Origin of the sequence: Priestia sp. TSO9, assembly GCF_021029645.1 — a bacterium.
Lineage (GTDB): Bacteria > Bacillota > Bacilli > Bacillales > Bacillaceae_H > Priestia > Priestia megaterium_E.
Window position 1 is genome coordinate 390161 of sequence record NZ_JAJEKD010000015.1, and the last position, 12531, is coordinate 402691.

14 protein-coding genes are annotated in these 12531 nt (G+C 37.4%); 3 read left to right on the top strand and 11 right to left on the bottom strand.

Annotated elements, in window-relative coordinates:
* Positions 1-212 precede the first annotated feature (212 nt).
* The 5 genes from LJC66_RS16855 to LJC66_RS16875 form a co-directional block, all read right to left on the bottom strand.
* Positions 213-1169 (bottom strand): siderophore ABC transporter substrate-binding protein, encoded by a 957-nt coding sequence (locus LJC66_RS16855; protein ID WP_050691537.1) that lies wholly within the window; start codon positions 1167-1169, stop codon positions 213-215.
* A gap of 23 nt (positions 1170-1192) precedes the next feature.
* Positions 1193-1951 (bottom strand): iron ABC transporter ATP-binding protein, encoded by a 759-nt coding sequence (locus tag LJC66_RS16860; RefSeq protein ID WP_230933068.1) that lies wholly within the window; start codon positions 1949-1951, stop codon positions 1193-1195.
* Positions 1945-2892: an iron chelate uptake ABC transporter family permease subunit gene (locus tag LJC66_RS16865; RefSeq protein ID WP_195696506.1), complete on the bottom strand. Its 948-nt coding sequence runs from the start codon at positions 2890-2892 to the stop codon at positions 1945-1947. The genes LJC66_RS16860 and LJC66_RS16865 overlap by 7 nt, the downstream gene beginning before the upstream one ends.
* A complete protein-coding gene (locus tag LJC66_RS16870) occupies positions 2885-3835 on the bottom strand; it encodes an ABC transporter permease (protein ID WP_050691534.1) in 951 nt (316 codons plus the stop codon). The genes LJC66_RS16865 and LJC66_RS16870 overlap by 8 nt, the downstream gene beginning before the upstream one ends.
* Positions 3836-4238: 403 nt before the next feature.
* Positions 4239-5045: a cell wall hydrolase gene (locus tag LJC66_RS16875; protein WP_013057892.1), complete on the bottom strand. Its 807-nt coding sequence runs from the start codon at positions 5043-5045 to the stop codon at positions 4239-4241.
* Between the two features lie 362 nt (positions 5046-5407).
* Between LJC66_RS16875 and LJC66_RS16880 the strand changes: the two genes are divergently transcribed.
* The gene (locus LJC66_RS16880) at positions 5408-5662 is read left to right on the top strand and encodes a hypothetical protein (RefSeq protein ID WP_013057893.1); all 255 of its coding nucleotides are present in this window, start codon (positions 5408-5410) and stop codon (positions 5660-5662) included.
* 81 nt (positions 5663-5743) lie between these two features.
* Here LJC66_RS16880 and LJC66_RS16885 read toward each other — a convergent pair whose 3' ends face one another.
* The 5 genes from LJC66_RS16885 to LJC66_RS16905 form a co-directional block, all read right to left on the bottom strand.
* Positions 5744-5908, bottom strand: coding sequence for a hypothetical protein (locus tag LJC66_RS16885; RefSeq protein ID WP_013057894.1), 165 nt, complete (start codon positions 5906-5908; stop codon positions 5744-5746).
* A 325-nt stretch (positions 5909-6233) separates the two neighbouring features.
* Positions 6234-6797 carry an NAD(P)H-dependent oxidoreductase gene (locus LJC66_RS16890; RefSeq protein ID WP_028409265.1) on the bottom strand — a complete coding sequence of 188 codons (564 nt, stop codon included), beginning with the start codon at positions 6795-6797 and terminating at the stop codon, positions 6234-6236.
* Between the two features lie 290 nt (positions 6798-7087).
* Positions 7088-7648 carry a signal peptidase I gene (lepB, locus tag LJC66_RS16895; RefSeq protein WP_025751067.1) on the bottom strand — a complete coding sequence of 187 codons (561 nt, stop codon included), beginning with the start codon at positions 7646-7648 and terminating at the stop codon, positions 7088-7090.
* A gap of 83 nt (positions 7649-7731) precedes the next feature.
* Positions 7732-8094, bottom strand: coding sequence for a nuclear transport factor 2 family protein (locus tag LJC66_RS16900; RefSeq protein ID WP_230933069.1), 363 nt, complete (start codon positions 8092-8094; stop codon positions 7732-7734).
* Positions 8095-8200: 106 nt separating this feature from the next.
* On the bottom strand, positions 8201-8701 hold the full coding sequence (locus LJC66_RS16905) for a hypothetical protein (RefSeq protein ID WP_230933070.1): 501 nt from the start codon (positions 8699-8701) through the stop codon (positions 8201-8203).
* A 283-nt stretch (positions 8702-8984) separates the two neighbouring features.
* Between LJC66_RS16905 and LJC66_RS16910 the strand changes: the two genes are divergently transcribed.
* Together LJC66_RS16910 and LJC66_RS16915 are read left to right on the top strand one after the other, a co-directional pair.
* Complete coding sequence (locus LJC66_RS16910; RefSeq protein WP_195696503.1) at positions 8985-9641, top strand: DUF975 family protein; 657 nt, start codon at positions 8985-8987, stop codon at positions 9639-9641.
* A 114-nt stretch (positions 9642-9755) separates the two neighbouring features.
* Positions 9756-10169 (top strand): DUF1259 domain-containing protein, encoded by a 414-nt coding sequence (locus LJC66_RS16915; RefSeq protein ID WP_195696502.1) that lies wholly within the window; start codon positions 9756-9758, stop codon positions 10167-10169.
* A gap of 185 nt (positions 10170-10354) precedes the next feature.
* On the opposite strand, the gene LJC66_RS16920 is transcribed toward LJC66_RS16915, so the two are convergent.
* Positions 10355-12253, bottom strand: coding sequence for an endonuclease MutS2 (locus tag LJC66_RS16920; protein ID WP_230933071.1), 1899 nt, complete (start codon positions 12251-12253; stop codon positions 10355-10357).
* Between the last annotated feature and the right edge of the window lie 278 nt (positions 12254-12531).

Genomic DNA, 12531 nt, shown 5'->3' on the forward strand with positions numbered 1-12531 from the left:
GTGCCATCTTTCTCACATCTGCACATAACTACTGTTTCCATATGCGACCTTTTTATTCTGGGTAGCTAAAAGAAACCTTCATTGAAACACGTGGATAACACCCTTTGTTATAAGCAAAAAAACTGCTCGTAGCGGTCTTTTTACAGTCATGGAACCGTGAATACTTTGCATGCAAAAAAAAAGAGCTGGTCAAAACCAGCTCTTTTTTTCTATTACTTCTCTATCCCTGCTTTGATTTCTTTAATCATGCCAGCCATTGACTCAAGGCCTCCTCCAGATAAATACCAAAGGCCTGGATCAAGATACACAACGTGATTGTTTTTCACCGCGTTGATTTCTTTTACATACTCATTTTCAACAATTTGTTTAGCGGAAGATTTTTCACCAATCGCTGCACCGCGGTCAACGACGAATAAGTAGTCTGGATTTTGCTTAACTAAATATTCGTATGAAATGCTTTGGCCATGCTTAGCCGATGGATCTAGGCTGTCGTCTGCAGCCTTAATACCGAAGACATCGTGAATTAATCCATATTTAGAACCCGGACCAAACGCTGTCATTTTGCTATCATTCGCCATCATGACAAGCGCTTTTTTATCTAGTTTGTCCGCTTGTTTTTTCAAATCTGCAATTTGCTTGTCAATTGCTGCTAGCTCTTTTTTCGCTTGATCTTCTTTATCAAAAATTTGTCCTAGTACTTTCGTATTTTCTTTAAATGAATCCATGTAGTGCTGGGTGTCTGTATCAATATAAATCGTCGGCGCGATTTTTGAGAATTCATCAAATGAATCTGCTTGACGCCCTTGAATAATAATTAAGTCTGGCTTTAATTCTGCAATTTTTTCAAAATCAGGTTCTTTTAATCCACCTACATTCGCATACTTATCATCTTGATATTTTGATAAATACTCAGGAATCGCTTGTTTTGGCAAGCCCGCTACTTCAACCCCTAGTTTATCTAGTGTATCAAGTGCACCCATGCTGAATACTACAACTTTTTTAGGGTTTTTCTTAATTTTAATGCCGTCTTTATTGAACTGATCGGTTACTGTTACCGTCTCTTTTTGCTTACTTTCTCCACCTGTTGTTTCTTTTGCTCCTTGATTACCGCAAGCGGCTACAACAATCGCAGTTAAGACTGCTACAAACATTACTAACACTTTTTTCACTTTCGTCACCTCATGAATAAATTTTATGAAAAATACACGCAAATACGCTGGCTGCCAACCGTTTCGATTGGAATATCCATATCGTATATATCCTTTAATACAGACGTTTGAATGATGGTTTCTGTTGGGCCTTCACGGATTACTTCACCGTTTTTAAGCGCCACGATGTAATCCGAATAGACAGACGCAAAATTAATATCGTGAATAACAATCACAATCGTTTTGCCTAAGTCTTCTACAAGACGTTTCAACAGCTTCATAATTTCAACAGAATGCTTCATATCTAAGTTATTGAGCGGTTCATCTAAGAAGATATACTCCGTGTCCTGTGCGATGACCATAGCGATAAAAGCCCGCTGACACTGTCCCCCGCTCAGTTCATCCAAGTATTTATCTTGAATACCTTCAAGCTTCATGTAACTCAGCGCCTGATCAACCGCTTGTTCATCGCTTTTTGTTAACCGGCCTTTTGAATAAGGAAACCGGCCAAAATTTACGAGTTCACGTACGCTAAGCCTGATATTCAGCTGATTGGACTGTTTTAAAATACTCATTTTTTTGGCTAAATCTGAGCTGTCAATATTCTCTATATTTTTTCCTTCTATTGATATTGATCCTGAGTCGGCTTTAATGAGACGGCTCATAATTGAAAGCAGCGTACTTTTCCCCGCTCCGTTTGGGCCGATAAATGACGTGATTTTCCCTTTTGGAATCACGACGGATGTTTTTTCTAAGACGGTTTTTTCTCCGTATGTTTTACTGACATTTGTTACTTCTACCATGATTTATTCTCCTTTAGCAGCAAATAAATAAAGTAAATTCCGCCGGCAAAGTCAATGATGACGCTCAGCGTGGTGCTGAAGGTGAACACTTTTTCAACAATAAATTCTCCTCCGACGAGGGCTATAACACTAAGCAGCAGTGATCCCATCATTAAATAGGTGTGCTTGTACGTTTTGAACAGCTCTCTCGCAAGGTTCACAACAAGCAGTCCAAGAAAGGTGATCGGCCCAACTAACGCTGTAGCTACTGAGACAAAAATGGCGATCACAATCAGCATTTTTTTGACGAGCCCGTCATAATTAATCCCTAAATTTACCGCGTGTTCTCTTCCTAGCGACAGGACATCAAAAATGGACGTAAAGCGCCACACGTAAATACCCAGCAGAATAAAAATGACGGCTGCTATGTATAGCAAATCGGTATTAACATTGTTAAAGCTTGCAAATGATTTATCTTGTACAATTTGAAATTCATTCGGGTCAATCAGCATTTCCATAAATGAAGACATGCTTTTAAATAACGTGCCGAACACAATTCCAACCAGTAAAATAAAGAAAATATTCTTACCGGCTTTTTTGAACATCAGTATGTAAAGCAAGACCGAAAAGATAATCATCAGCGAAACGCAAAGAAGAAAGTTAAGATTTTTGTTCATGATGACAATATTCGTCGAGCCAAAGATGTACACAATAAACGTTTGCAGAAATAAATATAGTGAATCCAGTCCTAGAATACTAGGGGTTAGAATTCGATTATTAGTAATCGTTTGAAAGATAACGGATGAAAACGCAATGGCTCCTCCGGTTAAAACAATCGCAGCGACTTTTTCAATTCTTCGCGGCAGCGTGTACTGCCAGTAGCCTAAATCGTAGCTGATAAACAGGGCCACTGATAAAATGGCCAGCGCGGCGAGAATGATGATTTTATGTTTGTTATGCATAACGACCTCTCCTTATCAGCATAAAAAGAAAGATCGCACTTCCTATTACACCGACCATTAGCCCAATAGAGATTTCATAAGGGAAAATAATGACTCTGCCTAAAATATCGCACGCAAGTACGAACACAGCTCCAAGCAGCGCTGTATGAGGCAGACTTTTTCGCAAATGATCTCCACGGTAAATCGATACGATATTTGGGATGATTAATCCTAAAAAAGGCAGCATGCCGACGGTCAAAATCGTAATCGACGTAATAAGCGAAACAATGACTAATCCAATGTTTACGATTTGTTTGTATTTCACACCTAAATTGATTGAAAAGCTTTCTCCCATACCAGCAACCGTGAACTTATCTGCGTAAAGATAAGCAATTATTAAGAGCGGTATACTCAGGTATAAAAGTTCATATCTCCCTTTGACTACTAGAGAAAAGTCGCCTTGCAGCCATGAAGAAAGGTTTTGAATCAAATCGTATTTGTAAGCGATGAAGGTAGCTAGGGAACTTACGATACTGCCGAGCATTAAACCAACTAGTGGAATATAAATGGTATCGTTAAATTTAATTCTGTCTAGTATTCTCATAAACAATAGATTTCCCGCAAGTGAGAAAATGAAAGCAATGCCCATTTTTAATAGAGGACTTGCTGAAGCAAATACTAGTAGAGAAATCAACACACCAAGTCTTGCCCAGTCCATCGTTCCTGCCGTTGTTGGAGATACAAACTTATTTCGCGTAATTTGCTGCATAATTAATCCGCAAATACTAAGGCTCATTCCTGCCATAATAATACTCAAAAGCCTAGGAAAACGACTAAAAAACAGTGTTTGGCTTTCTTCTTTTGTTAAATGAAACAGATCCATTGCTGACAGATCTTGTACTCCTACAAAAAGAGACAAAATCGATAGTACAGCAAACACAAGAATTAACTGATAAAACTTCAACTTTCCTTGCTCCTTTCTTTCATCTAGAAGTCTAGTTATCTCCTCCTCTACATCATATGTAAATGATTATCATTATCAATTGACTTTCTTTATCATATCATTATTCTCTAAATAATCAATGGTTTTCTCAAAACTTAAGCAAAAAAATGCCTTAACAGATCCATCTGTTAAGGCATTTTAAGGTTCAATTAGACTTAAAAATAGATATTTCTCTCTTCATACATAAGAGATTGAAACAACTACATACATGAAATCTACGTTCACCATAACAACAAAAAAATCCGAACCATTAATAACTATTAATGGTTCGGATTTAACTTTAACCAACATACTTTTGTCGCAACCCCTTTGGAGCACAATTACATATATATGAAATATATGTTTATATTTGAAAGAAATCTACTTATTTTGCAAATACATGGTTTCCGATAACGGCCGTTACTTGCTGCGTTGCAACCCATTGGCTTTCAGCGATTTTCGGATTATAGAAAAACAGCGCATCGTTTTCATGCGGGTTTGATAATGCTTCGCTTACCGCTCGTTTTGATTCTTCTGATGCAGGCTGATTAATTGCTCCGTTTGCTACTGGTGAAAATTGATATACGCCGTTTCCTAGCTGCTGATAAATAACGTCGTGAATGTTATTTGGGAATTCCGGTGAAGCTACACGGTTTAATACCACAATTGCTACCGCTACTTTTCCTTGGTACGGCTCACCTTTTGCTTCTGCCTCTACTAATCTAGCTAGTAAATCTTGATCTTGTGCAGAAACCGATGTAGACGGAGCAGTTTGTGCCGGCGCCGGTGCTTCTCCTTGAAGTTTTAACGTTTGTCCGATGGTAATGATATCACTTTGTAAACCGTTAACAGCTTTTAACTGATCCACAGTCATGCCGTTTTGTGTTGCAATATGATATAACGTTTCGCCTTGTGCTACTGTATGTACAGATGTTGCCGGACTAGCGGCAGGTTGTGCTTGTCCCTGGTCAGGAATCGTTAATGTTTCTCCAACGTAAATCATGTCGTTTTGGCGGTTATTAGCACCTTTCAGCTCATCTACCGTAACCCCATTTTGTTGGCCAAGCCCCCACAAGGTATCTCCTTTTACGACTTTGTGCGAAGCTGCTGCTGATGCTGTTCCTTGACTTGCTAGAAATGCTACAGACGCTGCAGAAGCAACTGCCCATTTTTTTACACGTTTTTTACTCACAAAAACTACCTCCTAAAATTTGAACCTGTTATTACCTTAGCACATAGATTCGCCTTTTCATTAAAAAAAACAGTAACATTTGTTCTAATTGGATTAAGTTTCTTACAGTGCCATTCATTATGTTACAACTTTTACATGACCCTTAAAGAATATGTAGAAATATGACGATTTCATTGCGAAACGAGCTTTTTATCTATTTACTTACATTTCTCTTTCTGTAAAAAACTTGATTTAATTATGATTAATCGCCGAGATAAAAAGGAAAACAGCAGTCAAATAGAGAAATAGTGTAACTATTGAGGAATGATTCAGCGCTTCTTTGTCAATTTACGTTTGTTTATTAATAAAGGAGGTCTATTTGGATGTGTGCAAATAAAATGTATGTGACGTATAACACGGAGAAACCGGCTATTACAATTCAAGGAGCTTTTTATCATACGGGAGGAACGCAGGAAGAGTTTTTACGGGAATTCAAGTACTGGCTTGAATCTCACGGCTGGTCATTTATGGGCGTAACAAATGAAACAACGATGACAACGGCGAACAAAGAGTTAAAAGAAACAATGGAACAGCATAAAATAGAAGGCAAAAAAGTTCAAAGACTAGAAGATTTATAACGATTGCTTCTATGATCCTTCACACATGTCCAAACGCCAATACGTAAAAAAGCCTTTAGATGAGCTAAAGGCTTTTTTACATTAACGAGAAAGGGCAACCACCTTCTGATTTTCTACTCTCTCTTCAACAGGCTTTCTCATTTCTTTTTCCGTCCATACGCCAATGCGTTTTTGTCTTTTCCCAAGAGGCTGTTTTTCACATGCATAGCAAATTTCTGAAATATCATCAAAATGAGCTAACGACATCTTTATCCCTCCTTTTCTAAATATACACAGGCAAGTTAGTATGCTTCTTCCCTTATTTTCCAAAGCTAAACGGCTTCTTCTTATATTTAAACAATTTATAAACAAACGGAATAAATAATTTCTACTTCATTATCATTTAGATTGTTTTATTTAGATATAGACGGGTAAACAAAAACTATCCCACCTCACACCCTGAAGTTTGAAACTGTCACGTAAAAAAGCTGCTTTCTATCCATTACATGGATAGAAAGCAGCTTTTTTATGTTTTTTTCTTTTACTAGCTGTAAAATCTAAGGATACTCTCAGAAAACGAACGGCTATACTTTTATTGATGCTCTCCTATTCCAAATACTTCTGCTACATGATTTTCTAATTTATGCTTGTAGTGATCAATATTTGGATGTTTGACTACGTCATGAATAGAGTAAGTTGGAAGTGGACTCATACCGACGTACTGATTCATTTTATGCAAATGCATAATGGCTTCGTCTAAACTTTTTCCTTCATAGAAAGCTTCGTCATTGTCGAAAATAGCTTCCGGCGCATTCCACGTGAGAGAAAACATGTATTTTTTCCCCGTTAATAAGCCGCCTCGCCCGTATTGATTGGAGCCTTTAAAGAAAATATTATCCATATACACGCGATCAATATATTGCTTAAACTTTCCGGGAATGCTGAACCAGTAAATAGGCGTCTGCATAATCACAACATCAGCCCACAGCCACTTTTCAATTTCTTCTTCTACTTCGTAGCCTTTATCAACCACCGTTGTTTTAATGTCAAATTGATCAGCGAGTAAATGCTGCATTTCGTTAAAAATCGTCTGATTTAACTCTCCTTTTGATTTTTTATAATACTCGTGTCCATTAATGATTAATACGTTTTTCATGCTGACCTGCTCCTTTCCAAAATCCTTGTTTCTTTATCTTCATATATCTGTATACCCATAAAAACTACTTACCTATCAGTACCTACTCTTACTTTGAAGTAACATAGGCACCTAGAAGTCCCTTTTTAAACACCCTTATGATTTCCTAAACAAAGAAAAAAACAAGGTCTAATTTACTAATTTCTTAGAAGATGTTTAACTCACATAAAGCAAATCGTTTTTTTAAATCAGTTCTTTTAACCCGATAAAAAAGGCTGGCGAATTAAATTCCGCCAGCCTTTTTCCCTTTTTTATTTCGGTTCGCCTACTTCATTTAACGGATAGTAGCGAAACTGCACTTTTCCGATAACTGATTTTTGTGGAATGAAGCCAAATGCTCGTCCATCATGACTTACAGGACGGTTGTCCCCCATTACAAAGAGTGAATTTTTCGGTACCTTCACTTTGCCATCAGTTGCAGGCAGCGTTTGAAGCGTAAAATCTTCCGTGAATTTTTCATTAGGTGCAAGAGATTTTTTAGATTCTTTTAAATACGGCTCTTTATAAGCTTTACCGTTAATATATAGAACGTCGTTTTTCATTTCTACCGTATCTCCTGGTAGTCCGATTACACGTTTAATATAATTTTCATCTGCATCCGGTGCATGAAATACAATCATATCAAAGCGATCAACATCACTGATTTTATTTAAAATAACGCGGTTTGAATCTTCAAACGTTGGATACATCGATTCACCGTGAACCGTAGTTGGCGCAAATAAAAAATGGCGAACTCCCACTACAATAACCAATGCAATAACAATGGACTTAATCCATGAGAACACTTCTTTTTTTACGTTATTTTTGCTCATCTCAAAACATCCCTTACGTCAAAATATACTTTCATCATAGCATCAAATAGAGGGAAAGTATAATAATAACCGAATAATCTTATTTATTGATCACCGTTTGTCACTGTGCCTTGATGGAAAAACAAACGCCACTTTTCTTCTCTTTTTCGCCAAATAGAACTGCGAAGCGTCTTTTTTTCTGCCGTATGGTTCATAAGATGATAGGTAGTTAATACGCAGTCAGGAGACAATACCTCTATATGAAAATGAGAGATTTCGAATACATCTGGCGAAAGTACATGATTGGTATTGTAATCTTTTCGTTTCCATACCCTGCCCGAGCTGCCAAACTCCACGTAATCATCTGCAAGAATGGTTGAAAGCTCTTTAGCAGAGGTTCGTACTTCTGATTTTAAGTGCATACATTCTAATTCATAAAATGTTTGAGTGATATTCGCTGTTTCCACTTTTACAGTCTCCTCTCATTCTTTCTTATATTCATTATAAAGGCATACTGCAGTTTTCACTTAAACAAATAACACTCCTATCTGAATAGATAGGAGTGTTATTTGTTTAGCTAACGCTATAGCCTTTTTTCTTACCTGCAATCCAATCGCTAATCATTTTCACGACAATTCCCATGACGAATACGGTAAGAAATGAATAAAAAATCGACCAGTTCAGCAATTGGTACAAATACAGCGATTTGAATATCGGAATACCTATAAAAGCAATAACGGCAGACGTAACGATATGTGCGATAAAGAAAAATTTCCATTTGCTGAAAAATTGGTAGACGAGTGCGATACTTACCGGAATAATAGCAAAGTCAACTGTATTGAAGCGATCTGTAAACGGAAGCATCTGGTGAGGGTAGCACCACAGGTTAAAAAATTTCCCGAATTCATTTACTAAACCGACTATGTCAAAGCTGATAAAAAAAACGAGCAGCAGAAAAAGAGCGTTTATCACCACTATGAGCCACCATTGAACACTAAAAAGATCTTGATGAACCCAATAAGAAAATTCCTTTTCATTTAAGACTTGTTGCATCATTTTAATCATTTCAAACATAGAAATCCCTCCTATCTTAGAAAGTCTTTCCATGAGGATTTCACTTCATACTAAAATAAAGCATCGCACACAGTGCTTTTGCACCTCCTCCTTCTTCAAAAGCAGATTGTCCCTATTTAGCGATTTCTATCTGTCTAGTAAAAATTTTTCGCAGGAGCTTTGCTTTTCATCTCAGAACCTATTGACTATTATTTTCATTTCATACAAAATTAACAATTGTGCATGGTTTACATGTTGATACAAGCAAAAAGATACTGTTTTGCAACATTAAAGGAGGAAGAACATGAACATCGGTACGATTAAAAGAGAAGCTAAAGCTTCTTTAAAGAATCGCTGGGGACTTGCGATTCTACTGACGGTGGTGACGTACGGAGTATATACACTTCTGCCTATTCCATTTGAAATTGTGGCAAGCGGCGGCTATGACAATTGGATGAAAGATGAATCTGATTCGTCGTCATGGATTTCAACTGCCTTTGCTATTGTCTTTTCGCCTCTTCTCATGGCGAACTACTGGGCATTTTTAGGTTTGGCGCGCGGTGAATCTGTCCAATTGGGACATTTGTTTAAAACATTCCAAGACTTCGGTCTCTATGTAAAGTCACTAGGAATTTATGTACTCATGACTCTTTATGTGATGCTGTGGTCACTGCTTTTACTGATTCCTGGAATTATCAAAGCACTGGCATATTCACAAACGTACTATATTTGTAAAGACAATCCTACTTACTCGATGAATCAAGCGATTACAGAAAGCCGCAGGTTGATGAATGGTTATAAAGGACAGTACTTCCTGCTGCTGCTAAGCTTTCTTGGCTGGTTTTTATTAAGTATTATTACAATAGGAATCGGCTTTTTATGGTCTATTCCATACCTTTCTGCTTCACTTGCCCGTTTTTATGAAAATTTGTTAAACGAACGCTCATCGCATGCTGAATAATAAAAAAATCCTCTTCATCGTGAAGGGGATTTTTTTATAAGAACACTGTTTGCATAAGTGAAGCTCTTATGTCATAAAGCTTACTAAGAGTATAGAAGAAAGGCAGGAGCTTATATGTATACTACAAGTGAAATTTGTCAGCAGTTTGGCCAGATTTTAAACGCTAAAAGCAAAGTTAGTCCAACAGGATGCTCAGTGTCGCTTAAAAGAAGCTTTCAAGCTCATGTTCAAGGGCGGAAAAGCAGCTCTGTCGTTCCTGTTGGTGTATCCTTTGAGGCGATAGACGGACAGGGAAACGCGTTAAACTTGGCTGAAATTGCTATTTTACAAGAAGAAATCCCTCGTTTTACAGAAGCTGCTGCGCGGCAAGGTCTTATCGTAAGCGCTTTGCATAACCATTGGCTTTTTACAGAACCGGTCCTTATGTATCTTCATATTCAATCTGTAGAGCCTCCTTTACATTTTGCGAAAAAAATGGCTTTTTGTTTTACAACGCTCAAGAGTCTTCCCGTTCCGACAAACGAATAATTTATTAAACGCGTCTCTCAGGTATATTAGAGAGGTGAGAGATGTTTTTTATACCTATAGATTACTAATATAGCTAAAGGAAACCGCCTTACCTTTTAAGTCATTAACAAAAGGGCGCTATGTATTTTTGAGAAGCTGCATAAAAACAAAACCCAGTACTTTCTTATAAGTGCTGGGTTTCTTTTTTAACTATTTTCGCGTATATCTTTTTCAATTTTCCGCAATGCTTTTTTTGATCCTCGCTGCAGATCATGCTGCTCTTTTCGATCTTTATAGCTAATAAATAACGAATTGAGGTCATAGCCTTCGGGATATAATTCAGCAGCTTTGATTTCAAGAGCTACTCGCTTAACGTTTACTTCAATTAACTCATTCTGATAGAGTACGACTATATTGTTTGTGTTGTCTTTAGACTTATACACAATCGCATGATTTTCATAATCTAACAGTTTTACTCGATCTCCTATTTGATATTCAACACGGTCTTTTTTCTTTTCCTTCAAAATAGTTGGTTTTTTTATTTTATTTTCTCTGACGACTTCTGTATCATACGATTTGCTTTCCATATAGAACTTTGCTTTTTGTAAAATCTCTTCTTCTACCTTCATCTTCTTTGAAATCCAAAGCGCATTGCTTTCTCCAGATGTTCCAATTAACAGCTGATACAGCGGTTCTAATGTTTTACTGTTGAACTGCATCGCGGCATTCATAAAGTCAGGATGAATTTCTGAGAAACGCTTAATTTCTCCGTAATGCGTAGTCGCGACCGTTATGCAGCCCATGTGATAAAACTTTTCTAAGATTGCAATCGCAAGTGCAGCTCCTTCATTCGGTTCGGTGCCGCTGCCAATTTCATCGAATAGGAGCAGCGTATTGTTCGTTGCTTTTTGCAAAATAGCGGATATATTTTTCATGTGTGAGGAAAAGGTGCTCAGCGCATTTTCAATACTTTGGTTGTCACCGATATCGACAAAAATATGTTCAAACAATGCAATTTCTGTTCCTTCATCAGCTGTAATATGAAATCCTAACATTGTAGCGAGTGTCAGTAGCCCAATCGTTTTTAAGACAACGGTTTTTCCTCCTGCGTTAGGTCCCGTAATAATTAAGCTTCGATAATTCTCGCCAATTTCGAAGTGAAGCGGAACAATTTTACCAGTTAACAGAGGGTGATTTGCGCCTTTTAAATGAATATATCCATAATCATTAATTTTAGGTTCGATTCCATCTGCCTGTTTACTGTATTTTGCTTTGGCAAACACCATGTCGTATTGGCTAATTAGCTCTAAATTAATATGAATATCAGCTAGCTTCTCTAACACTAAACCTGTTAAAAACGCTAAAATTTGATATTCTTCTACCTCTTCTTCTGCTTTCAAAATCGCTAGTTCCGCATTCAGCTTTGTAATAGATGCCGGCTCTATGAACACTGTCGACCCTTTAGAAGATGTTTCAACAATCGTTCCTCCAACATGATTTTTATAGGATGCCTTGATCGGAATCGTATAGCGGTCTCCTTTTTTACTGATGAAGAAGTCTTGAATATACTCTTTGTTTTTCCCGTTTCGTAAAAATTTCGCAAGCTGTTCTGAAATCTTCGCTTCCGTTCCTTCTATATGTCTTCTGATACGCTTGAGCTCTTTGCTTGCCGCAGTGTCTACTTTTCCGGCTTTGATCGCAAAATTAATTTTCTCTTCTATACCTGTCAGTTCTTTCATCGAATGGGCATAGGAACTTAAGAGCGAAGCAAAAAATTCTTTATCCACCATATATTGTTTTACTTTTCTGCAGCCTTTTAAAAAATCGGATACGCGCATTAGCTCCTCGGGCTCTAAAATCATGCCTTTTTCAAGCTTTTCGATGACTCTTCCTATACCTGAGACACCTGATAGCGGAAGTGATTTCTCAGCATCTAGAAGTCTTCGTGCTTCCGTTGTTTCTTTAAGTCGGTTTTTTACTGTTTTAAGAGATGTGCTTGGCTGAAGTTTATCCATTAATTGTTTTCCCAGCTCACTTACGCAGTGAGATTTTACGATTTCTTTTAATTCCTGATACTGCAATTTTTCAAATGTCATCGTATTCATGGTTTTTCTCCTCACTATGATTTGTCATCACATATGAAGATACCTATTTATTAGAAGGCAATGAAAAAGGTAAACAAAAAAAGCTGTGGTGATCCCACAGCTTTTTGCGTTCATAAGGTGTCTAAACACATATCACGAAAGAAAGCTCTGTAAAAACAGACGCCTCTTTCGCGACAAATGCCGAACCCTTTATAAAGCATTGTAGGTATCTTCATAGGCAGTGAAATAAATCCATAAGCAAATAAAGGGTACCTTCATTCTCCAAAAAATACCCGTCT

What these genes read in the sequence shown, in the direction of transcription:
- LJC66_RS16860 (WP_230933068.1), bottom strand. Translation starts at nt 1,951, where the DNA reads ATGGTAGAAGTAACAAATGTCAGTAAAACATACGGAGAAAAAACCGTC.
- LJC66_RS16865 (WP_195696506.1), bottom strand. Translation starts at nt 2,892, where the DNA reads ATGCATAACAAACATAAAATCATCATTCTCGCCGCGCTGGCCATTTTA.
- LJC66_RS16880 (WP_013057893.1), top strand. Translation starts at nt 5,408, where the DNA reads ATGTGTGCAAATAAAATGTATGTGACGTATAACACGGAGAAACCGGCT.
- LJC66_RS16885 (WP_013057894.1), bottom strand. Translation starts at nt 5,908, where the DNA reads ATGTCGTTAGCTCATTTTGATGATATTTCAGAAATTTGCTATGCATGT.
- LJC66_RS16890 (WP_028409265.1), bottom strand. Translation starts at nt 6,797, where the DNA reads ATGAAAAACGTATTAATCATTAATGGACACGAGTATTATAAAAAATCA.
- lepB (WP_025751067.1), bottom strand. Translation starts at nt 7,648, where the DNA reads ATGAGCAAAAATAACGTAAAAAAAGAAGTGTTCTCATGGATTAAGTCC.
- LJC66_RS16905 (WP_230933070.1), bottom strand. Translation starts at nt 8,701, where the DNA reads ATGTTTGAAATGATTAAAATGATGCAACAAGTCTTAAATGAAAAGGAA.
- LJC66_RS16910 (WP_195696503.1), top strand. Translation starts at nt 8,985, where the DNA reads ATGAACATCGGTACGATTAAAAGAGAAGCTAAAGCTTCTTTAAAGAAT.
- LJC66_RS16915 (WP_195696502.1), top strand. Translation starts at nt 9,756, where the DNA reads ATGTATACTACAAGTGAAATTTGTCAGCAGTTTGGCCAGATTTTAAAC.
- LJC66_RS16920 (WP_230933071.1), bottom strand. Translation starts at nt 12,253, where the DNA reads ATGAATACGATGACATTTGAAAAATTGCAGTATCAGGAATTAAAAGAA.